This window comes from Anaerocolumna jejuensis DSM 15929 (assembly GCF_900142215.1).
GTDB lineage: Bacteria > Bacillota > Clostridia > Lachnospirales > Lachnospiraceae > Anaerocolumna > Anaerocolumna jejuensis.
This window is the reverse complement of sequence record NZ_FRAC01000052.1, coordinates 1-21993: the sequence shown is the minus strand read 5'-3', so window position 1 is coordinate 21993 and position 21993 is coordinate 1. Positions and strand designations below refer to the sequence as shown.

20 protein-coding genes and 1 tRNA gene are annotated in these 21993 nt (G+C 36.7%); 12 read left to right on the top strand and 9 right to left on the bottom strand.

Annotated features, from left to right (window positions below; translation table 11 throughout):
• Positions 1 to 325 precede the first annotated feature (325 nt).
• The 9 genes from BUB77_RS28360 to dnaA form a co-directional block, all read right to left on the bottom strand.
• A tRNA-Ser gene (locus BUB77_RS28360) sits at positions 326 to 413 on the bottom strand.
• A 302-nt stretch (positions 414 to 715) separates the two neighbouring features.
• A complete protein-coding gene (locus tag BUB77_RS28355; protein ID WP_073280530.1) occupies positions 716 to 1273 on the bottom strand; it encodes a Fe-S-containing hydro-lyase in 558 nt (185 codons plus the stop codon).
• A 269-nt stretch (positions 1274 to 1542) separates the two neighbouring features.
• Positions 1543 to 2385 (bottom strand): fumarate hydratase, encoded by an 843-nt coding sequence (locus BUB77_RS28350; protein ID WP_073280531.1) that lies wholly within the window; start codon positions 2383 to 2385, stop codon positions 1543 to 1545.
• A gap of 103 nt (positions 2386 to 2488) precedes the next feature.
• Positions 2489 to 5107: a DNA gyrase subunit A gene (gyrA, locus tag BUB77_RS28345; protein ID WP_073280529.1), complete on the bottom strand. Its 2619-nt coding sequence runs from the start codon at positions 5105 to 5107 to the stop codon at positions 2489 to 2491.
• A 39-nt stretch (positions 5108 to 5146) separates the two neighbouring features.
• Positions 5147 to 7057, bottom strand: coding sequence for a DNA topoisomerase (ATP-hydrolyzing) subunit B (gene gyrB / locus BUB77_RS28340; RefSeq protein WP_073280528.1), 1911 nt, complete (start codon positions 7055 to 7057; stop codon positions 5147 to 5149).
• Positions 7054 to 8184, bottom strand: coding sequence for a DNA replication/repair protein RecF (recF, locus tag BUB77_RS28335; RefSeq protein ID WP_073280527.1), 1131 nt, complete (start codon positions 8182 to 8184; stop codon positions 7054 to 7056). Before recF ends, gyrB begins: the two co-directional genes overlap by 4 nt.
• A 19-nt stretch (positions 8185 to 8203) precedes the next feature.
• On the bottom strand, positions 8204 to 8413 hold the full coding sequence (locus BUB77_RS28330; protein WP_073280526.1) for an RNA-binding S4 domain-containing protein: 210 nt from the start codon (positions 8411 to 8413) through the stop codon (positions 8204 to 8206).
• Positions 8414 to 8441: 28 nt separating this feature from the next.
• On the bottom strand, positions 8442 to 9554 hold the full coding sequence (gene dnaN / locus BUB77_RS28325) for a DNA polymerase III subunit beta (RefSeq protein ID WP_073280525.1): 1113 nt from the start codon (positions 9552 to 9554) through the stop codon (positions 8442 to 8444).
• A gap of 269 nt (positions 9555 to 9823) precedes the next feature.
• Positions 9824 to 11188, bottom strand: a complete 1365-nt coding sequence (gene dnaA / locus BUB77_RS28320; protein ID WP_084124832.1) for a chromosomal replication initiator protein DnaA — start codon at positions 11186 to 11188, stop codon at positions 9824 to 9826.
• Positions 11189 to 11729: 541 nt separating this feature from the next.
• Here dnaA and rpmH point away from each other — a divergent pair.
• From rpmH to BUB77_RS30315, 12 genes are all read left to right on the top strand, one after another.
• Positions 11730 to 11864: a 50S ribosomal protein L34 gene (gene rpmH / locus BUB77_RS28315; RefSeq protein ID WP_073280523.1), complete on the top strand. Its 135-nt coding sequence runs from the start codon at positions 11730 to 11732 to the stop codon at positions 11862 to 11864.
• A 59-nt stretch (positions 11865 to 11923) separates the two neighbouring features.
• A complete protein-coding gene (gene rnpA / locus BUB77_RS28310; protein WP_073280522.1) occupies positions 11924 to 12274 on the top strand; it encodes a ribonuclease P protein component in 351 nt (116 codons plus the stop codon).
• Complete coding sequence (yidD, locus tag BUB77_RS28305; protein WP_073280521.1) at positions 12274 to 12486, top strand: membrane protein insertion efficiency factor YidD; 213 nt, start codon at positions 12274 to 12276, stop codon at positions 12484 to 12486. Before rnpA ends, yidD begins: the two co-directional genes overlap by 1 nt.
• Positions 12487 to 12534: 48 nt before the next feature.
• Entirely contained in the window at positions 12535 to 13809 is a 1275-nt protein-coding gene (locus tag BUB77_RS28300; protein WP_073280520.1) for a YidC/Oxa1 family membrane protein insertase, read from the top strand.
• Positions 13810 to 14571 carry an RNA-binding cell elongation regulator Jag/EloR gene (gene jag, locus BUB77_RS28295; protein WP_073280519.1) on the top strand — a complete coding sequence of 254 codons (762 nt, stop codon included), beginning with the start codon at positions 13810 to 13812 and terminating at the stop codon, positions 14569 to 14571.
• A 315-nt stretch (positions 14572 to 14886) separates the two neighbouring features.
• The gene (gene mnmE / locus BUB77_RS28290) at positions 14887 to 16263 is read left to right on the top strand and encodes a tRNA uridine-5-carboxymethylaminomethyl(34) synthesis GTPase MnmE (protein ID WP_073280518.1); all 1377 of its coding nucleotides are present in this window, start codon (positions 14887 to 14889) and stop codon (positions 16261 to 16263) included.
• A 17-nt stretch (positions 16264 to 16280) separates the two neighbouring features.
• On the top strand, positions 16281 to 18170 hold the full coding sequence (gene mnmG, locus BUB77_RS28285; RefSeq protein WP_073280517.1) for a tRNA uridine-5-carboxymethylaminomethyl(34) synthesis enzyme MnmG: 1890 nt from the start codon (positions 16281 to 16283) through the stop codon (positions 18168 to 18170).
• A 157-nt stretch (positions 18171 to 18327) separates the two neighbouring features.
• Positions 18328 to 19044: a 16S rRNA (guanine(527)-N(7))-methyltransferase RsmG gene (gene rsmG / locus BUB77_RS28280; RefSeq protein WP_073280516.1), complete on the top strand. Its 717-nt coding sequence runs from the start codon at positions 18328 to 18330 to the stop codon at positions 19042 to 19044.
• 108 nt (positions 19045 to 19152) lie between these two features.
• Positions 19153 to 19587 (top strand): GNAT family N-acetyltransferase, encoded by a 435-nt coding sequence (locus tag BUB77_RS28275; RefSeq protein WP_170866780.1) that lies wholly within the window; start codon positions 19153 to 19155, stop codon positions 19585 to 19587.
• A 193-nt stretch (positions 19588 to 19780) separates the two neighbouring features.
• Complete coding sequence (locus tag BUB77_RS28270; RefSeq protein WP_073280514.1) at positions 19781 to 20878, top strand: sensor histidine kinase; 1098 nt, start codon at positions 19781 to 19783, stop codon at positions 20876 to 20878.
• Entirely contained in the window at positions 20871 to 21518 is a 648-nt protein-coding gene (locus BUB77_RS28265; protein ID WP_073280513.1) for a response regulator, read from the top strand. Before BUB77_RS28270 ends, BUB77_RS28265 begins: the two co-directional genes overlap by 8 nt.
• Before the next feature lie 285 nt (positions 21519 to 21803).
• On the top strand, positions 21804 to 21993 hold a 190-nt coding region (locus BUB77_RS30315; protein WP_207650873.1), incomplete at its 3' end, for a hypothetical protein.

Below are 21993 nucleotides of genomic sequence, written 5' to 3'. Positions count from 1 at the left end.
AATAAATCAAAACTTCAACAAGTTAATTTCCGTAGTCTGTGGTGTTACCCACATACTTTTACTGTTTTAAGGTTGTACCATTTCTGGTACTGTTCTTTATCAAGATTTGAAAGCCAAAGCTTTTTTATCTTGAATGAAATTTTAAAGAAAATTTCAGGGTTGTTTCACTGTTCAGTTGTCAAGGTTCTTTGTCGCTTTCTGCGTTTATTTCTTTCATTCGTTAACGCGTCAGCAGAAGATATTCTATCACGTTGTATTCTGTTTGTCAACATTTATTTTAAATTAATTTCAATTTTTTATTTCATCGAATTTACTTAAAATAAAGCGGAGAAAGAGGGATTTGAACCCTCGCGCCGCGTGAGCGACCTACACCCTTAGCAGGGGCGCCTCTTCAGCCTCTTGAGTATTTCTCCAGATACTGAAACAACGGATTTTATTCAGTTACACCTCTACATGTTAGCATAATGTTGCTGCACTGTTACCACGTCAGGTGCATTAGTTAGTATAGCAAAAGGGCTGTCTTTTGTCAATCACTTTTTAAACAATTTCCAAACAATTTTGTATATATTACTTTTATCCCTCATTTATAGGGGTTTACAATCCTTAGTCTACATAATTTTTGGGATTAATATTCACTTTTTTGTCGACAATTCTAACATTTTTCTAGTTGTTTAATCTTTATAGTTAAATTCAATCAAAATACTTATAGCAGGAATTATTTTTGAGAATTTAAAAATTCATTCACGGCAATATCATATAAGTTATTGCCGGCACAATCGATTACTACTATTACAGGAAAATTTTCTACATATAATTCTCTTATTGCTTCTGTACCAAGATCATCATAAGCAATCACTTTTGAGCTTTTTATTTTTTTTGAGAGCAAAGCACCGGCTCCTCCAACAGCAGCAAAGTATATACCCTTATTTTTTACAACCGCTTCTATTACTTCTTTGCTTCGTTTCCCTTTTCCTATCATTCCTTTCAGACCCTTTTCCATAAGCAAAGGAGTATATTTATCCATACGGCTGCTGGTAGTAGGACCTGCGGATCCAATTACCTGCCCTTCCTTTTCCGGTGTGGGTCCTAAATAATATACAAGACTGTCCTTTATAGGGAAAGGTACTTCCTCCCCTTTAAGAGTTGCCTCATACATTCTTTTATGAGCAGCATCCCTTGCACTGTATATTGTTCCGGTAACATATACATAATCTCCAGCGCTTAAACTTTGTATAACTTCATCCGTTAAAGGAGTTTTAATATATTTTTCCATACTGACTCTCCGTTTTCATTGTATTCTTTTTTTACAATAACAGCTATGCTTTCGTAAGCTTGCTTATGATACTGCTTAGATAGAAATTTGAAAAAATATTATATTTCAATCCATACTGTTTTGTAACAGGCACACTTACGCCAGTCTACTATCAGACGAAATCTAAATAGCTTTATAATGTTTTTATACACTTTTTTAAAATTTCCAAGGATGTTTATCCACAAAACACTGCCTTCTAACGGCATTTTGTGGATAAATCATTAAAATTTTTATATAGTTCTGGATATATGCCTGTTAACGTGGCAGCATATATTTATGGCCACCGGCAATGCTGCAATGTGAGTCGGATAGACCTCTATATTTACCCCCAGGGCCGTTACTTTTCCTCCGAAGCCTCCGGGTCCAATACCAAGCTCGTTGATTTCTTTTAACAGTTCTTCCTCCAGGTCTTTAATATGCTCTGTCCCGGAAGGCACATCAAGACTTCTGGTTAAAGCTTTTTTTGAAAGAAGGGCAGCCTTTTCAAAGCTTCCTCCAATACCGACTCCCACTACAATGGGAGGACAGGCATTAGGTCCTGCTAAAAGAACCGTTTCGATTACGGCTTTTTTTACTCCCTCAACACCATCTGCAGGTTTCAACATATAAATACGGCTCATGTTTTCACTTCCAAAGCCTTTTGGCGCTACTGTTATTTCGACCTTCTCACCTGGAACTATCTCATAGTGAATAATACCAGGTGTATTATCTTTGGTATTTTCTCTTAACAAGGGATCTGAAACGACTGACTTTCTCAAATATCCTTCCCGGTAACCCTGTCTTATCCCCTCATTAACAGCATCCTCTAAGGAAATTCCTTCTATCACAGCCTGCTGCCCGATTTTTAAAAATACAATTGCCATACCGGTATCCTGGCAAATGGGTATCCCCTCTTCTCTGGCAATTTTCATGTTTTCTTCCAGCTGGCCAAGAATCTGCTTCCCCAAGGTGCTTTTTTCTTCTTCTGCTCCTTTGCTTATGGCATTATTCACGTCCAAAGACAGGCGGTAATTAGCCTCGATGCACATTTCTTTAATATTCCTGGTTATGGTATCCGTATGTATAGTTCTCATAGCAACCTCTTTCCTGTATGATAATATTCTTTTTACAGAAAAAACAGCCCAGGCATAGAGACAAATATAATATTCCATCTTCTGCTTAGGCTGTTCTCATTATTTACTCATCTTCTTCATCATTCTCCGGATTGGGACTATCATAGTCTTCTAACTCTTCTGATTCTTCTTCCGATTCATCCATAAAATCCTCATCCAGCTCTTCACTGTCAAAAGATCCACTGTTTTCTTCTTCCAATTCCTTTTCCAGTTCCTTGATTACTTCTTCATCGGAACTCTTATCCTTTACCTTTGCGATACTGGCAACTGTAATGTCATTTTCCAGATCCATATTAATTAAACGTACACCGGATGTTATTCTGCCAAGATTGGAAATACCACTTACCATAAGTCTGATGACAATTCCCTCTGTGGTTATTATCATAACTTCATTTTCTTCATTGACAGCTTTTACGCCAATTACATATCCTGTCTTTTCGGTTATCTTATAGCACTTAACACCTTTTCCGCCTCTTCTTTGTACACTGAATTCACTCATTTCGGTACGTTTTCCCATACCCTTTTCTGAAACGAAGAGCAGACACTCTCCCTGGGTATTTAACTGCATACCTATGATTTCATCATTGTCCTCCAGATTCATACCAATTACACCCATGGATGCACGGCCTGTCTTACGTACATCCTTTTCATTAAAGCGGATGCACTGACCCTGTCTGGTGACAAGGATGATATCTTTCTGGTTATTTGTGGCTTTTACTTCTATCAACTCATCGTCTTCTCTGAGATTTATCGCCTGAAGACCAGTTTTTCTGATATTCTGATATTCCATAATAGGAGTCTTCTTAACAATACCTTTTTTGGTTGCCATAAAAAGGTATTTGCTGTCATGATAATCCTTTAACGGAATAATGGCAGTGATTCTCTCCTCCGGCAGCAAGGAAAGAAGATTAATAATCGCCGTTCCTCTTGCCGTTCTTCCGGATTCCGGAACTTCATAGGCTTTCAGACGGTATACCCTTCCCTTGTTTGTAAAGAACATAATATAGTGATGGGTAGTGGTCATCAAAAGCTCCTCGATAAAATCTTCATCGATGGTCTGCATTCCCTTGATGCCTTTTCCTCCTCTGTGCTGGCTCTTGAAATTATCCACTGTCATTCTTTTGATGTATCCGAAGCGTGTCATAGCAAGCACGATACTCTCATTCGGTATCAAGTCTTCCGTGGTAATGTCGTCTTCATCAAAGCCGATGGAGGTTCTTCTGTCATCACCGTATTTATCCCTGATTACGGTAATTTCATCTTTGATAACCGTAAGCAGCTTATTTTTATCGGCAAGAATAGCTTTATATTCTGCAATTTTATCCATTAATTCTTTGTATTCCGCTTCCAGTCTCTCTCTTTCCAGACCTGTTAATGCACGAAGTCTCATATCCACGATAGCCTGGGACTGTACCTCCGACAGCTGGAAGGTCTGCATTAATCTTTCTTTGGCAATTGCTGTATTTTGAGAAGACCTTATAATCTTTATTACTTCATCAATATTATCAAGGGCAATTAACAATCCCTGTAAGATATGTGCCCTTTCTTCTGCCTTGTTTAAATCATACCTGGTTCTTCTGGTTACGACTTCTTCCTGATGCAGTATATAATATTTAAGCATATCATGAAGATTAAGTACTCTGGGCTCATTATTTACAAGTGCTATCATAATGGCACCAAAGGTATCCTGCATTTGGGTATGTTTATATAATTGATTGAGAAGAACGTTGGCATTTACATCCCGTCTTAATTCGATGCAGATACGCATACCAGTTCTGTCGGATTCATCACGAAGCTCCGTAATGCCGTCAATTTTCTTGTCTTTAACCAATTCCGCAATTTTTTCAATTAATCTTGCCTTGTTTACCATGTAGGGAAGTTCCGTTACGACAATACGGTTCTTTCCGTTTGCCATGGCCTCAATATTGGTTACAGCACGAACTTTAATCTTACCTCTTCCTGTACGGTAGGCTTCTTCTATTCCTCTGGTCCCCAAAATGGAAGCACCGGTAGGGAAATCGGGCCCTTTTATGATTTGGAGAATTTCCTCAATGGAGGTATCTCTGTCTTCTTCTATGCTGTTATTAATTATTTTCAGAACTGCATTAATAACCTCCCGTAAATTGTGAGGAGGAATATTGGTTGCCATACCTACGGCAATACCGGAAGTTCCGTTAACCAGCAGATTCGGATATCTGGATGGCAGAACAGTCGGTTCTTTTTCCGTTTCATCGAAGTTCGGTATGAAATCAACCGTATCCTTGTTGATGTCGGAAAGCATTTCCATGGATATTTTACTTAATCTGGCTTCGGTATAACGCATGGCGGCAGCACCGTCACCGTCAACAGAACCGAAATTTCCATGCCCGTCAATCAGCGGATATCTGGTTGAGAAGTCCTGTGCCAATTTAACCAGGGCTTCATAGATAGAGCTGTCTCCGTGGGGATGATATTTACCCATGGTATCGCCGACAATACGGGCACACTTACGGTGAGGTTTATCCGGCCCGTTGTTTAACTCTATCATGGCATATAATATTCTTCTCTGTACCGGCTTTAAACCATCCCGCACGTCCGGCAGTGCGCGGGCTGCTATTACAGACATGGCATAATCGATATACGATGTTTCCATGGTCTTTTTCAGATCGACTTCGTGGACTTTGTCAAAGATATTCTCATCCATTTATATTCCTCCATTTATTCTTTGTCTGCAAAGTACGGATTATATATCCAGATTTCTTACGTATTTTGCGTTTTTTTCAATAAATTCCCTTCTGGGCTCTACCTTGTCTCCCATCAGTGTTGTAAAGGTCATATCAATTTCTGAGGATTCTTCATCATCAATGGTAACTCTTAAAAGAATTCTTTTTTCCGGATCCATGGTTGTCTCCCACAACTGCTCCGCATCCATCTCCCCTAAACCTTTATATCTTTGTATCTTATTATTGCTGTCACGGCCGATTTCTATAAGAGTCTGTTCCAACTCAACTTCCGAATAAACATACTTTACAGTTTTTCCTTTTTCAACCTTGAAAAGAGGCGGCTGCGCCATGTAAACATGCCCCTCTCTTATTAAGTCAGGCATGAAACGGTAGAAAAAGGTCAGCAGCAAAGTACTGATATGGGAACCGTCCACATCGGCATCTGTCATGATTATGATTTTATGGTATCTTAACTTTGAAATATCAAAGTCATCTGATATACCTGTTCCAAAAGCAGTGATCATAGCCTTGATCTCATTGTTTATCAGTATCTTATCAAGTCTTGATTTTTCAACATTTAAAATTTTTCCACGCAGAGGAAGTATTGCCTGAGTAGCTCTTGACCTTGCTGTCTTAGCGGAGCCACCGGCAGAATCACCCTCGACAATATAAATTTCACAGTTCTTGGGATCTTTATCAGAGCAATCTGCTAATTTTCCCGGAAGGCTCATACCTTCCAAAGCTGTTTTTCTTCTGGTAAGGTCCCTCGCCTTTCTTGCGGCATCCCTTGCTCTCTGGGCCAGGATTGACTTTTCCAGTATCATTTTGGCAACGGTCGGATTCTGCTCTAAAAAGTAAGTAAGCTGTTCACTTACTATACTGTCAACCGCGCCTCTGGCTTCGCTGTTTCCCAGTTTTTGCTTTGTCTGTCCTTCAAACTGGGGTTCCGGAATCTTAATACTGACAATAGCGGTAAGACCTTCCCTGATATCTTCACCCGAAAGATTTCCCTCGTTATCCTTCAGGTATTTATTATTTCTGGCATAATCATTAAAGGTCTTCGTAAGCGCATTTTTAAAACCGGCAAGATGGGTTCCCCCTTCCGGTGTTGTTATATTATTTACAAAACTATAGCAGCCTTCCGTATAGGTTCCGTTATGCTGCATGGCAACTTCAACGTATACCTCATCCTTGGTGCCTTCACAGTAAATGATTTCAGGATACAGCGCATCCTTGTGTTTATTCAGATATTCCACATATTCCTTGATACCGCCTGCATAATGAAATTCTTTTTCCACCTTTTTTTCTTCTCTGTCGTCGATAAGAACTATTTTCAAATTTTTGGTAAGAAATGCCATTTCCCTTAGGCGCTGCTTCAAAATCTCATAGTCATATACGGTTTCTTCAAAGATTTCCTTATCCGGCAAAAAAGTAACTGTTGTACCCATTCTGTCAGTATCACCAATTACTTTTAAGGGATAGACTACCTTGCCCCGCTCAAATCTCTGTTTATGAATCTTACCATCCTGATAAATCATAACCTCAAGCCATTCGGAAAGAGCATTTACTACAGAAGCACCTACTCCATGAAGTCCTCCTGATACTTTATATCCTCCTCCGCCGAATTTACCTCCGGCATGCAGAATCGTAAAAACCACCTCAACAGCAGGAATTCCCTTTTTATGATTGATACCTACCGGTATTCCTCTTCCATTGTCCACAACTGTTATGGAATTGTCCTTATTGATGGTAACTTCAATCCTGTCACAGACTCCTGCCAATGCTTCGTCCACTGCATTGTCTACAATTTCATAGACCAGATGATGCAGTCCTTTTGAGGAAGTACTGCCAATATACATACCCGGCCTTTTTCTTACTGCTTCCAATCCTTCCAGTATTTGTATTTGATCTGCACCATATTCCGTACTCATACATTGCCTCCTGTCTTTTTCTGGGTGAAATCCATCTTATCAAAATTTATGCTGGTAACAGTCCCCTCCGTAACCTTAAACACCCTGTCACATTGAATCCTGTTTTGAACCATTTCCTCTAATCCGGTACAAGTTATAATTGTCTGTATATCATGAATGCTGTTAAGCAGATAATTTTGCCGTTTCCTGTCAAGCTCTGAAAGTACATCATCCAACAACAGAACCGGACTGTCCTTGGTAATTTTTCTGACTACCTCAATTTCTGCTAATTTAAGAGAAAGTGCTGCCGTCCTTTGCTGCCCCTGGGAACCGAATTTGCGGATATCAATTGTTTCGTTGAAAAAACTGATATCATCTCTATGGGGGCCCGTACCCGTACTTTTTATGGCTACGTCCTTTTCCAGAGAGTTCTTTAGTCTTTCCATAAAGGAATTTTTATCAGTATTTGGCTCATACTTTATTGTCAGAGATTCTTTTCCGCCGGATAACTTACTATGTATGTCAGCAACAATCGGATTCAGCGTTTTTATAAAACTTTCTCTTCCTTCCATGACCTTTAATCCATGAAATACCAGCTGTTCATCCCATACACTAATTGTATCCAATAATTTCCTGTTGAAACTTATCTGCTTTAATAAATTATTTCTTTGGGCAATAATTTTATGATAACTTGATAAGTGATAAAAGTAAACCTTGTCAAGCTGGGACAATTCCATGTCTAAAAAACGTCTTCTTTCCGAGGGTCCGTTTTTAATTATACTTAAATCCTCCGGAGAAAAAAATACGTAATTTACAATTCCAAGGAGCTCACTGGATTTTTTAATGGGTATTCCGTCAATAGCGGCTCCCTTTGCCTTATTCTTCTTAAGATGTATATCAACCTTATGAGGAATTCCTTTATTCTCCAGTAAAACTCTGATATGGGACTCTTCTCTGCCAAATCTTATAATTTCCCTGTCCTTACTGTTCCTGTGGGATTTTGTGGTTCCGCACACATATAAAGACTCCAGTATATTGGTTTTTCCCTGAGCGTTATCTCCATACAGGATATTGACCCCCTGGGAAAAATCCATGGAAAGATTCTCATAATTCCTGTAATCCTTTAATTCTAATGTCTTTATAAACATACATGCACCACAACTTCAATTATTTTTCAATTTTTATAAGCTGGTCCTTATACTCGACTTCATCACCGGCATGGAGCTTCTTGCCTCTCTGGGTTTCAGTCTGACCATTGACCTTTACAAGACCATCCTGTATCACAAGCTTTGCATCCACTCCTGAGTCTACATAACCGGCAGCTTTTAATGCCTGTCCCAGCTTAATATACTCGTCTCTTAGTTTGATAACTTCCATGGCAGCCTCTCTTCTTTACAATAGCAGATTATTGGACCGCCGAATTAAAATTAACCGGCAGCACTAAATAAATATAGCTTTCTTCCTTGTCTCTGATAATACAGGGCATTTTTGAATTAATGAGATAAATCTGTACCTCTTCATCATCAATTACCCTTAAAGCATCTATTAAAAATTTAGGATTAAAGCCGATTAAAATATCTTTTCCCTCTTTGGTAATATCCATTTCTTCATCCATGGAACCAATGGAGGAATTCATTTTCAGCTGCATATTTCCATCTGCGATATTTATGATAATTGGTTTCTTATCAGATTCCTTCACCAATAGAGTGGCTCTGTCAATACAGCTTAGTAATTCTTTTTTGTTGACCGTTACTTTTGTTTCATAATCACTGGATAACATCTGGTCAATCTTAAAGAAACTACCTTCAATAAGTCTTGACAGAACTAAGGTATCATCAAATTCAAATATTACATGCTTGTCTGTAAAATAAAGGTCTGCTTCATCAGCGAACTCTCCTGACAGAATTTTACTGACCTCATTTAAGGTTTTGCCGGGTACAATTACTTTCATATCCGGATAGGGCTGGTTCAACTTCACTTTTCTGATTGAAACACGATGCCCGTCTAAGGAAACAACCTTCAGCTCATCCTCCTTTATTTCAAAAAGCTCACCAGTCATTATTTTATTGCTTTCATTGTCAGCGATTGAAAAAACTGTCTGTCTGATAATTTCCTTTAAGGTAAACTGGGATAATACGATTCCACCGTTTCTTTCAATATTGGGAAGAAAGGGAAACTCTTCACTGGAGGAACCGGATATGTTAAATTTTGCTTTTTCACAGGTTATTAAGGTCGAATAGTTCTCAGTTGTCTGTATGGTAACATCATTATCAGGCAGCTTTCTGATAATCTCAGAAAAGATCTTAGAGTTCAGTGCTACAGAGCCTGGTTCAATGACTTCACCTTTTGCAATTGTTTCAATTCCCAGTTCCATGTCATTCGCAATTAACTTTATAGTATCTTGTTTAACATCAATAACGATGCTTTCCAATATAGGCATGGTAGATTTGGCAGGTACTGCTTTCAGGACAATATTAATACGATTCAGCAGTTCCCCTTTGGGGCAGATAATTTTCATAAATGTGTATAACTCCCTTCCGGCGTTTTTTATATAAATATATATATTAGAATTTGTTAGCAGTAGTAATAGGGGGTGTTAGTTTGTGTATAAGCCCTAAAACGGTAAGAAACATAAGTCTTAGAACAAAGGATAACCTTGTGAATGAAGTATATGGGGGTTTCGGATAAAAATTTTAACCTCTTAAAGAGTTTTAAAGTTATCCAACGGCTGCTAACAGGATAATGACATTCTGCTAACAGCCAATTGTGGAAAAAAAATAAAACCTTTTAAGGGTTAATCTTCTTAGTAAGTACATCGATGGTATTTTGCATACTTGGATCCTTCTTTATATTCTTCTCAACCTTATCAACTCCATGAAGAATAGTGGTATGATCTCTGTTTCCCATTACCTTACCGATATCTGATAGTGAAAAGTCTGTAAGCTTTCTGCATAAATACATGGCAATCTGTCTTGGATAAGCAATGTTTCTGCTTTTATTAACAGAGTAGATTTCATTCGTAGTTATGTTGAAGTGTTCTGCTATTACATCTACGATTAATTCAGGAGTCAGCTGCTTCTTATTATCAGGAGAAATAAGATCCTTTAAAGCTTCTTCGGCCAGAGTTACATTAACCTCCTGCTTTTTCAGGCGCGAAAGAGCTACAATTTTCGTTAAAGCTCCTTCCAGTTCACGGATATTGGATTTGACATTGGTTGCGATGTATTTCATAACTTCATTATCAATCTGAAGCCCGTCCAATTCTTCTTTCTTCTTTAATATAGCCATTCTTGTTTCATAATCCGGCTGTTGTATATCAACTGTAAGTCCCCATTCGAATCTTGATCGGAGCCTTTCCTCCAAAGTAAGGATATCTTTGGGGGGCTTATCACTGGATATGATAATCTGCTTTTTGGATTCGTGAAGGGTATTAAAGGTGTGGAAGAATTCTTCCTGGGTACTTTCCTTACCTATTATAAATTGAATATCATCGATTAAGAGTACATCAATATTCCGGTATTTCTCACGGAATTCCGTAGGGGTGGTATTTACATTACGAATGGATTCAATCAATTCGTTTGTAAACTTTTCGCTGGTAACATACATTACCTTGCTGTTTGGATTCTGTTCCAGTATATAGTGGGCAATGGAATGCATCAAGTGAGTCTTTCCAAGTCCAACACCTCCATATATAAAGAGGGGATTGTATATTTCCGCTGGTGATTCCGCTACGGCAAGAGAGGCTGCATGGGCAAGATTATTATTGGCACCTACCACAAAGGTATCAAAAGTATAACGGGGATTTAAAAAGGAAAGCCCGTTTTTTTGATTTTTGCTCTTGCCTGAGGATTCTGTCATGTCATCAGCGGTTTTCGTTACCTGTATCTGGCTTTCCAGTATAAATTCTATGTCATAATTATGGTTCATAATTTCAGTAATTGATACTTTTAGCGGTATTCCGTATTTTCTGCTGATGAAATTTTTACTGTCGGGACCGATCATTTTATCATCGATAGAGATGGTTATTAAATTGCCTTTAACGGAATACACTTTTAATGGAAGTAACCACGTTTTAAAGGAAACATCGGTCACACAATGTTCAATTTTAAGATATTCCAGTATTTCATCCCATTTTTCCTGTACTTCGTTCATTACTCTAATCTCCCTAAAATAAAATTTCATACATTCTTCTTTATATAATATAACAAAATTGTGGATATTTCAATGAAAATATGTAATTAAAATGGTCCGGGGAGAAGGATATCCCCATGGTAAAAGTGTTTATAAACATGATTGTGAATATATTATACAGGATATTAACAGTCACGAACATGGGGAAAAAAGAGGAATTTGTGAATAAGCAGGTTAGAATATTCACACCATTTCACAAAGTTATCCACAAATCATCAACAATTTGTGGATAACTTTGTGTGAAAAAATTGTTTTTAACACTTTTTTTGATTTTTTGCAATAATTATACTATTTATGGAAATAATTAATGTAAAATACTTACAATTAATGAAATTTAAAATTGGAATACCTTCAGGTACTTTATGGTATGTCATAATTGAATGGAAGAAATACTTGACGTACAAGCTTTTCAAAGATATAATAGACATAATATTTTATATTATTAAAATAGAATAAATACGCTTACCATTATGTCTTGGTATATATTAAGGAGGTGCCCGTTATGAAGATGACATTCCAGCCTAAAAAAAGAAGCAGAGCTAAAGTTCATGGCTTCCGTGCAAGAATGAGTACTGCCAATGGCAGAAAAGTATTATCCTCAAGAAGAGCAAAAGGCAGACACAAATTATCAGCATAGGTCGCATTACTGTGGCCTTTTCTTCTCTTCACTAATTGTAAAGAAAGGGCCGTGATATTTTGAGATTATCAGAATCTATGAAAAAGAATGCCAACTTTAAGACCGTTTATAAAAGCGGTAAATCCTATGCCAATACGTATCTTATAATGTATGTAATGGAAAATAATACGGAAAGAAACAAACTTGGTGTTTCTGTTAGTAAGAAAGTTGGCAACAGTGTAGTAAGGCACAGGATTACAAGATTAATCAGAGAAAGTTACAGATTAAACGAGGAAATGTTTAATAGTGGTTTAGACATTATCGTTATTGCAAGAGCAGGAGCTAAGGGTAGAAACTACTTGGAAATTAACAGTGCATTATTGCATCTGGCAAGAATGCATAAAATTCTGAAAGAGACAATTAAATCGTGATGAAGCGAGTTTTGATAGGAATTATAAAATTTTACAGGAAATTTATTTCACCCTTAAAAGGAAGGTCAAGCTGTATTTATGTACCTACCTGCTCTTCTTATGCTATTCAAGCACTGGAAAAATATGGTGTGTTCAAGGGAGGATATCTTACAATCAGACGTATTTTAAGATGTCACCCTTTTCATGCTGGCGGATATGACCCAGTGCCATAGTGGCAGATAAAATTACTGCAAGTTCGGAGTATCCAAGGAGGAAAAAAATTGTTTGAGGCAGTATTAACACGAAGCGGTGGTATATTAGGGCCAATCGCAACTTTATTAGGAATGATATTAAATGGTATCTATGAATTTTTAGGACTATTTGGAATACACAATGTAGCATTGGTTATTATTTTATTTACGTTTATTGTAAGAGGCCTTATGACTCCTCTGACCATAAAGCAGCAGAAATTCAGTAAGCTTTCTGCTAAGATGAACCCTGAACTTACAGCAATTACAGCAAAATACAAAGGTAAAAAAGATGAAGCATCCATGAGAAAGCAGCAGGCAGAAACCCAGGCTGTATACATGAAGTATGGAGCAAACCCCACTTCCGGATGTCTTCCCTTATTAATACAGCTTCCCATTATGTTTGCCTTATATCAGGTAATCTATCATATACCTGCTTATGTGCATGATATTAATATATGGTATAAAAATATCGGTGAGGCGATTCTAAACAACGGAAATTATCTTGATATTATGACGGAGTTTGCAAAAACCTCACAGGTTAATATTAAGGGCTTTTCAGAAGTAGCAAATGGTGGTTTGAGCTTAAATCACACAATCGACATATTAGCAAAATTCTCATCGGATAACTGGAACGAATTAATTACAAAATTCCCTGCACTGGAAGCAATTATAAAGACGAATTCCGCAAGAATAATCGATGTGAACAGCATTTTTAATACAATTAACATTCTTAACAGGCCTGGACTTAGTTTCCCGGGAATCATAATTCCCTTTTTGGCAGCAGGCCTTCAGTTTATACAGACAAAGCAGATGATGGCAGCAAACCCGACACCCATAGATAAGGATAATCCGATGTCTGCCTCCATGGGAATGATGAATAATGTAATGCCTATCATGTCCGGTGTATTCTGCTTTACGTTTCCTGTAGGTATCGGTATTTACTGGATAGCAGGTAGTTTATTTGCAATTATTCAGCAATTTGTTATCAATAGAATTCTTGCTAAGATTGATATTGATGACATGATAAAGAGGAATGTGGAAAAGGCCAATAAGAAAAAGGCAAAGCTGGGACTTGATCCCAATGCTACCATGGAAGATTTGGCTAAGACACAGACAAAATCAATTTCATCAAGGGTTCAGGCACCGGAAAAGACAAGTTCTACCGCTAACTATGCAAATGCAGTTAAGAAAAATTATGGTGATTCGAATTCAGGGAAAAGTGATAATAATTATAAACCGGGAAGCATTTCGGCCAATGCTAATCTCCTGAAATCGAGGAACAAGGATAATAAGGGGGATAAATAAATGGATTGGTTGGAAATTACCGCAAAAACTGTAGACGAAGCGATAACAGAAGCACTTATCAAATTACAGACGACAAGTGACCGTATTGAGTACGAGGTAATCGAAAAAGAAAGCAGCGGATTTTTAGGCCTATTCAATAAACCTGCAAAAATCAGGGCCAGAATGAAACAGGGTGTTGATTATGCAGCGAAGGATTTTTTAAGCAAAGTATTTAAGGCTATGAATATTGAGGCTACTGTTGATATTAACTATGACGAAGAAGAGTCCTCCATGGATATTAATGTATTAGGCGAAGACATGGGTGTGCTGATTGGTAAAAGAGGACAGACATTGGATTCCCTTCAATATTTAGTTAGCCTGGTATTGAACAAGGACAGCGAAAAATATATAAAGATTAAACTTGACACAGAAAACTACAGGCAGAGAAGAAAAGAAACCTTGGAAAACCTCGGCAAGAATATTGCATTTAAAGTAAAGAGGACAAAGAAGCCGGTAGCCTTGGAGCCTATGAATCCTTATGAGAGAAGAATCATACATTCCGTTCTGCAAAATGATAAGTTTGTGGAAACTCACAGTGAAGGCGAAGAACCTTTTAGAAGAGTGGTAGTGACCTTAAAGAAAAGTGCTCAGACAAAGGATTACAAATATAATAACCACGGAAATCAATATAAACCGCAGTACGGTAATAAGCCTAAAAAAGAATACAGCGGATACACTCATAAACAAAAAGAAGATGTAATTAAAACAAGTGAATTAGAATAAGAAAAAGGGCGTATTAAAGGTAATTGCTTTGATACGCCTTTTTTGAGAAGTGGGATTAGGCTTATGAGGGATTAAACGAATTATGCTTAGAAAAAAAGCTTAATTAACGAATCAAGCTTAAAAAATAGAGAAAAGAAAATAACGAAGAAAGGATGCCGGAATATATAAGTAGAATTAAGTTCTTTTTCGTCTCCTGGTATAAAAATGTCATATACTCCAGCATTTTTACACTTGGAGAAGAAAACTAAAGTTCAGCTATATAGTTCTTTTACTCTAACAGAAAGGCAGAATAACAGATTTATTCGGATATGGATAATGAGTACGGATACAATAGCAGCAATTGCTACGGCTGTTAATAATAATGGAATTAGCATCATTCGTATTAGCGGTCAGGATGCAATTATGGTGGCAGACAAAATATTTCAGACAAAAAAAGGAGACAAGAAGTTAACTTCTGTGCAAAGCCATACTGTACACTATGGGTATATAAAGGACCAGGAAGTTATTATTGATGAAGTGTTAGTTGTAATAATGAAAGCTCCCAATACTTATACCAGGGAAGATGTGGTTGAGATAGATTGCCATGGCGGCATTGTAGTAACGAAAAAGGTTCTGGAAGCTGTAGTTAAAAACGGAGCAAGGCTTGCAGAACCGGGGGAATTTACAAAAAGGGCATTTTTAAATGGAAGAATTGATTTATCCCAGGCCGAAGCGGTATCGGATATTATCAATGCAAAGAACAGTTATGCCTTAAAGAATTCCTTGAATCAGTTAAAGGGAAATGTATATAAAAAGATTGAGGAATTACGTAGCAGTATACTCCATGACCTGGCTTATCTGGAAGCAGGCCTTGATGATCCTGAGCACATTGATTTAGGAGATTTTAAAAATGTCTTATATGGTAATATCGGTACTTACAAAAAAGATATTCAGAAACTATTGGATACCGTTAATAATGGAAGATTGATAAAAGAAGGTGTTAAAACAGTTATACTGGGTAAACCCAATGCCGGCAAGTCCTCTCTTTTAAATGCATTAATGGGCACAGAACGAGCAATTGTTACCGATATACCGGGTACCACCAGAGATACGCTGGAGGAAACTCTCATGATAGGAGAACTGTGTCTTAATATTGTAGATACGGCCGGTATCAGAAGCACAAGCGATATAGTGGAAAGTATGGGTGTTAACAGAGCCCGCCTGGTAAGTGAAGAGAGTGATTTGATACTTTATGTTGTCGATGCATCAGCACCATTGGATGAAAATGATGATGATATCATAAATATGATTCAGGATAGAAATGCCGTTATTTTATTGAATAAATCGGATTTGGAGCCAGCTGTTACAGTAAAGGAAATGAGGGAAAGGACTGGCAAGGAAGTTCTGTTAATTTCCGCAAAAGAAAGAGAAGGACTGGAAGAGCTGGAAGAATATTTAAAGGGCATGTATTTTAAAGGTATGTTAGAATATAACGATGAAGTTTATATTACGAACCTAAGACAGGAAGAAGCACTGCGAATGAGTCTGGAAAGTCTTTGTATGGTGCAGCAGACCATAGAAGATGATATGCCGGAGGATTTGTATGCAGTGGATATGATGAATTCTTATGAAGCCCTGGGAAGAATTACAGGTGAACAAGTGGATGAAGATTTAATAAATACAATCTTCAAAGAATTTTGTATGGGCAAGTAAGATTTGGAGGTAAGTTTATGTCACATATATATGAAAGCTATGATGTCATAGTAGTAGGGGCAGGACATGCCGGCTGCGAGGCTGCCCTTGCCTGTGCAAGACTTGGGATGAATACATTAATTGTAACAATCAGTATGGACAGTGTAGCCCTGATGCCCTGTAATCCAAATGTAGGAGGAACATCTAAGGGACATTTGGTAAAGGAAATAGATGCTCTTGGCGGGGAGATGGGCAAGAATATAGATAAAACCTATATACAGTCCAAGATGCTTAATGTATCAAGAGGTCCGGCCGTACATTCCTTAAGGGCGCAGGCAGATAAGCAGGATTACAGCAGAGAAATGAGAAGGGTTCTGGAGAATACGGATAACTTAACATTAAAGCAGGCAGAAGTGACTGAAATTCTCATAGAACAGGAGAAAGTAACAGGAGTAAGGACATATTCCGGTGCAGTTTATCCCTGCAGGGCAGTTATTCTTTGTACAGGAACATATCTAAATGCAAAATGCATAACCGGAGATATCAGTAACTATACCGGACCAAACGGACTAAAGGCGGCAAATTATCTTACAGACTCCCTGAAAAATTCAGGTATTGAGATGTACCGTTTCAAGACAGGTACTCCAGCCAGAATTGACAAGAGGTCAATTGATTTCAGCAAGATGGAGGAGCAGTTTGGAGATGAGGAACTGGTGCCCTTTTCCTTTACAAATAACAGTGAGGATATTAAAAAGGAACAGGTATCCTGCTGGCTTACTTATACCAATGAAACAACACATAAGATCATAAGAGATAATATCCACCGTTCTCCTCTTTTTTCCGGTGATATAAAGGGAACAGGCCCCAGGTACTGCCCTTCTATAGAAGATAAGGTCGTAAAATTTGCAGATAAGGACAGGCATCAGGTGTTTATCGAACCGGAAGGAAACTATACCAATGAAATGTATGTAGGTGGAATGTCCAGTTCCTTGCCGGAGGATGTACAATACCAGATGTATAGAAGCGTAGCGGGCTTGGAAAATGCCAAAATTGTCCGAAACGCTTATGCGATTGAATATGATTGTATTAACCCTAATCAATTAAAGGCATCCCTTGAATTTAAAAATGTAGAAGGCTTATTTAGCGGCGGACAATTTAACGGCAGCTCAGGCTATGAGGAAGCAGCGGCCCAGGGACTGGTAGCAGGTATTAATGCAGCAATGAAACTGCTTGATAGATCCCCATTAATCCTGGATCGTTCCCAGGCATATATTGGGGTGTTAATTGATGATTTGGTTACCAAGGAAACACATGAGCCTTACCGTATGATGACATCAAGAGCAGAGTACCGATTATTGTTAAGGCAGGATAATGCAGACCTCCGCTTGACCAAAATAGGTTATAAGATAGGGCTTATTGGTGAAGAAAGGTACCGTAACCTTTTACAAAAAGAAGAGAGTATAGAGAGAGAAACCAAGAGAGTTAATCAGGCCCTAATCGGAGCCTCTTCCTTTGTTCAGGAATTTTTGATTCAGAATGGCAGCCAAAGCTTAAAGACCGGTACAACTGTGGGAGAGTTAATCCGCAGACCAGAGTTAAACTACGATTTACTGGAACCGGTTGATTTGGAAAGAAAGCCATTACCAAAGGATGTCCGGGAGCAGGTTAATATTAATATAAAATATGAAGGTTATATTGAAAGACAATTAAGGCATGTAGACCAGTTTAAAAAACTTGAAAATAAAAATATACCTGATAATATAGATTATGAACAGGTAAAAAGCTTAAGAATAGAAGCCAGGCAAAAGCTTATGAAATTAAGGCCTGCTTCTGTGGGGCAGGCATCCAGAATATCGGGTGTGTCACCGGCAGATATCTCCGTCTTGCTGGTATATTTGGAACAATTCCGTAAAAAAGATACTGTATAAATTGAAATAAGTTATTTGATTTGATATAAAGTTATGTGTGAGGTGTGAGAGTACGGTAATAGCTTTCACACCCCATTAATTTTGGACACATGCTAGAATGGAGTTCAATTTTTAAGGTCTTTCTGAAATATGAAATAGGAGAAAGTAAGAGAATAGTATGGATAAAAAATTAAAATTATTGGAAGAAGCCAAAAAGCAGAATATAACACTAACATCCGGACAAGCTGAACAGTTGATACAATATTATGAGATGTTGATAGAAAAAAATAAGGTCATGAACCTTACGGCAATTACAGATTTTGATGAGGTAATTACAAAGCATTTTATTGATAGTCTGAGCATTATAAGGATTTTTAATTTAAATCAGGCCCTTAAGGTCATAGATGTGGGAACAGGAGCCGGCTTTCCTGGCATTCCACTAAAAATTGCTTTTCCAAATCTTGATATTACATTAATGGATTCATTAAATAAAAGAGTTAACTTTTTAAATGAGGTTATATCGGAACTGGAAATGTCAGGTATAGAAGCAATTCATGGCAGAGCGGAAGATTTGGGAAGAAGTAGTTTCCATCGTGAAAGCTATGATTTATGTGTATCCAGGGCAGTGGCGAATCTTTCCACTCTCGCAGAATACTGTCTGCCCTTTGTAAAAGTAAAGGGAACTTTTGTGTCCTATAAGGGAATAAATCTGGGAGAGGAACTGGAGGCTGCGCAAAAGCCAGTTAAGACCCTTGGCGGAAAAATAAAAGAATTTAACGAATTTTCATTAAATGAGATGATGGGAAGGTCCCTTATTGTAATTGAAAAGATTGGGAAGACCCCTGATAAATATCCAAGAACAGCTGGAAAACCTGCAAAAGAACCGCTAATATAACTTAAAAGGAAAAGATGGTGGATAATTTTTCTCTTTCAGCAGTATCACAGGCAAGCTTGTGATATGTATGGGGATTGGAGTGTAAAATCCACAGGAATGGAGATTAACATGGTACAGGTTAAAATTGTAAAGGATAAGAAAAGTCTTTCTGAAATATTTTCAATTTGGGAAGCAGTATTTGGTAGAAATAAGTCGGATTTTGTTTATAACGATTCTAATATATATATTATTTTATATGAAGGATTAAAAGAAGATAATCCAATTGGTGCCGCTATGATAAAAGAAGAGCAGGATAATTGTCTGATTGAAAATCTTGCAGTAGTCGAAAAAAAGCGAAATCAGCAAAATGGTGAGTTCCTTTTGAGGTTTACTGTAGATACAGGATTTCAGTCAGGGTATGAAAAAGTATATGTTTTTACAAAAGTAAATAAAAGCAGTTTACTTGAAAAGGTAGGATTTGGCAAAATTGACGACAAAATATTTCCTAATATGACAAAATACCAAATAAACCAAGAAGATTTTTATAAAAAATGTAAGCATTAACTAAATGCATAAAAATATGATAAAAATATGATAAAATTATGTCAAAAAATAAAAAAGTACTTTAAATATTGAAAAAAATGGTATAAAATATGTTTATTAGAAATAAATCAGTATAAATATATTTAATGAATAAAAACACATTTACATTAGCCTGATATTCTAAAATATTAAATAATATAGGAGAATAATCAATATGATTTATCAGGAAGATAATATGGGGTTTATGGAACAGCTAAGAGATGCTTTATACTACGTAGATGATAATGAACAAATGGTTCAAAAGGAAATGAATCAGATTACCTTGAATTTAAAACTTTTAGAGGAAAAAAAGAAATTAATTCAAAAGAGTATCTCTGCTTTCTTGGTAGATAGTGTATCTGATGATGTTTATTTATTAAATATGGATGATAAAGATTTGAAAACCTCAAAATTAAAGAGTGAAAAATTACAGGTAGAAAAGGAAATAAAGGAAGAGGAAGAAAAGTTCCTGGAGTGTATTAAAAGGAAGAATAATCTTGATAATATAAAGAACTGTTTTTATACCTTAAAAGGAAACCTTTGTGAAGATACTTATGATATGGAAAAAGATATTAGTAAAGACAGCAAAAAGACGGATAAAATCAGTTATGAATTAGGATTAAATATAATAGAGACCCAGGAAAACGAGAGAAAGAGAATCGCGAGAGATTTGCATGATTCTACGGTGCAGAATCTTACAACAATGATGCATAAGACAGAGTTATGTACCCGCTTAATTGACATAGATCCGATTCGTGCAAAGCTGGAGCTTCAGACTATGGTTGGTACGATAAAAACAACTATAAATGATATGCGTAATATTATTTATGGTTTAAGGCCCATGACATTAGATGATTTGGGATTAATACCTGCTATTGAAAAATACATAAGGGATGTAACAAATAATTATAATATTAAAGTAACCTTGAAGCTGCATAATAAAGAGAAAGTATTATTGCCGGCAATCAATCTGACTCTGTTTCGTATTATACAGGAATCAGTAAATAACGCTATAAAACATGGTAAAGCCAATGGAATATGGATTGATATATATTATTCAGAAAAATCTGTTAGAGTACAGGTTAAAGATGATGGGGTAGGAATTAAAGATGAAACCTTGCAAAAAGCAAGTGAAAATATTTTTTCAGGTTATGGATTATCCATGATGAAAGAAAGGGTTTCTATATTATCAGGAGATTTCAGCATAGAATCAAAAGAAAAGGAAGGAACCAAGATATCTGTTAAGATTCCAAGGAGGGACTGTAATGAATAGTATAAGGGTAGTTATTGCGGATGATCACCGTATGATAAGAGAGGGTTTAAAACAGCTCTTAGAATTAGAGGGGGACATTGCAATAGTAGGTGAAGCAGGAGATGGTATAGAGTGTCTGGAGAAAATTGAGATAGCAAAGCCAGATGTATTACTACTGGACATCAATATGCCAAGAATGGGTGGTTTAAAAGTATTGGAAAGACTAAAGGAAATAAAGTCCACCACAAAGGTATTGATACTGACAATACATAACGAAATCGAATATTTGCTGAAGGCTGTTGAGATTGGTGTTAATGGTTATGTATTAAAGGATTCTGAAAGTGATTTATTAAGAAAAGCGATATTTGCTGTATACAGCGGTGAGACTTTTATTCAACCTAATATGGTTCCGCTGCTTAACGAAAAGTTAGAAGGTAAAGAGGATATGACATCAAGTGAAAGTCTTCTTACCAAGAGGGAAATGGAAGTTCTAAAATTAATTACGGAAGGTCTGTTTAACAAGGAAATTGCTTATAATCTTTCCATAAGCGAAAAAACAGTAAAAAATCATGTGTCCAATATTTTTAGAAAAATTTCCGTATCAGACCGTACTCAAGCAGCTGTGTATGCTATAAGAAATAATATTGTAGAAGTTTTATAAGCTTATGCTAATTATGATTGAATTTTATTGAATTATAATAACTTATCTGCGATAGTACATAAATATAAGAAAATAATTAAATTCTTCTATGTTGATAGATAAAAAATGCAAAGAGGCAGGATTGTTATCCTGCCTCTTTACTGTTATATTTGAATTGTATTTAAATATAACGGAAATTGCAAATGTGTATTTCAGTATTAAGATAATTATTTTTTTGGAAGTACTGAACGAAAAATTAGGTAAGATTGAATAAGTAAAAACATAGTTAACACTTAAGGGTTGCTCATGAGTAAAATACCATTAACTGGATTATTATTAGTTTATGAAAAATTTATTCAAGTATATATCAATAATATATATTTGAAAGAAGGTATTGTTAGCTTAAGAGATATAATTAAAGATATTGATATAAACCATATAAGGATACTAAGAATTAATGCTTTATATAATAAGGGTAAGCCAATAATAAGGGTAA

Coding starts and splice junctions, on each gene's coding strand:
- BUB77_RS28355 (WP_073280530.1), bottom strand. CDS start 1,273: ATGGAAAAATATATTAAAACTCCTTTAACGGATGAAGTTATACAAAGT.
- BUB77_RS28350 (WP_073280531.1), bottom strand. CDS start 2,385: ATGAGAACTATACATACGGATACCATAACCAGGAATATTAAAGAAATG.
- gyrA (WP_073280529.1), bottom strand. CDS start 5,107: ATGGATGAGAATATCTTTGACAAAGTCCACGAAGTCGATCTGAAAAAG.
- gyrB (WP_073280528.1), bottom strand. CDS start 7,057: ATGAGTACGGAATATGGTGCAGATCAAATACAAATACTGGAAGGATTG.
- recF (WP_073280527.1), bottom strand. CDS start 8,184: ATGTTTATAAAGACATTAGAATTAAAGGATTACAGGAATTATGAGAAT.
- BUB77_RS28330 (WP_073280526.1), bottom strand. CDS start 8,413: ATGGAAGTTATCAAACTAAGAGACGAGTATATTAAGCTGGGACAGGCA.
- dnaN (WP_073280525.1), bottom strand. CDS start 9,554: ATGAAAATTATCTGCCCCAAAGGGGAACTGCTGAATCGTATTAATATT.
- dnaA (WP_084124832.1), bottom strand. CDS start 11,188: ATGAACGAAGTACAGGAAAAATGGGATGAAATACTGGAATATCTTAAA.
- rpmH (WP_073280523.1), top strand. CDS start 11,730: ATGAAGATGACATTCCAGCCTAAAAAAAGAAGCAGAGCTAAAGTTCAT.
- yidD (WP_073280521.1), top strand. CDS start 12,274: ATGAAGCGAGTTTTGATAGGAATTATAAAATTTTACAGGAAATTTATT.
- jag (WP_073280519.1), top strand. CDS start 13,810: ATGGATTGGTTGGAAATTACCGCAAAAACTGTAGACGAAGCGATAACA.
- mnmE (WP_073280518.1), top strand. CDS start 14,887: ATGAGTACGGATACAATAGCAGCAATTGCTACGGCTGTTAATAATAAT.
- mnmG (WP_073280517.1), top strand. CDS start 16,281: ATGTCACATATATATGAAAGCTATGATGTCATAGTAGTAGGGGCAGGA.
- rsmG (WP_073280516.1), top strand. CDS start 18,328: ATGGATAAAAAATTAAAATTATTGGAAGAAGCCAAAAAGCAGAATATA.
- BUB77_RS28275 (WP_170866780.1), top strand. CDS start 19,153: ATGGTACAGGTTAAAATTGTAAAGGATAAGAAAAGTCTTTCTGAAATA.
- BUB77_RS28270 (WP_073280514.1), top strand. CDS start 19,781: ATGATTTATCAGGAAGATAATATGGGGTTTATGGAACAGCTAAGAGAT.
- BUB77_RS28265 (WP_073280513.1), top strand. CDS start 20,871: ATGAATAGTATAAGGGTAGTTATTGCGGATGATCACCGTATGATAAGA.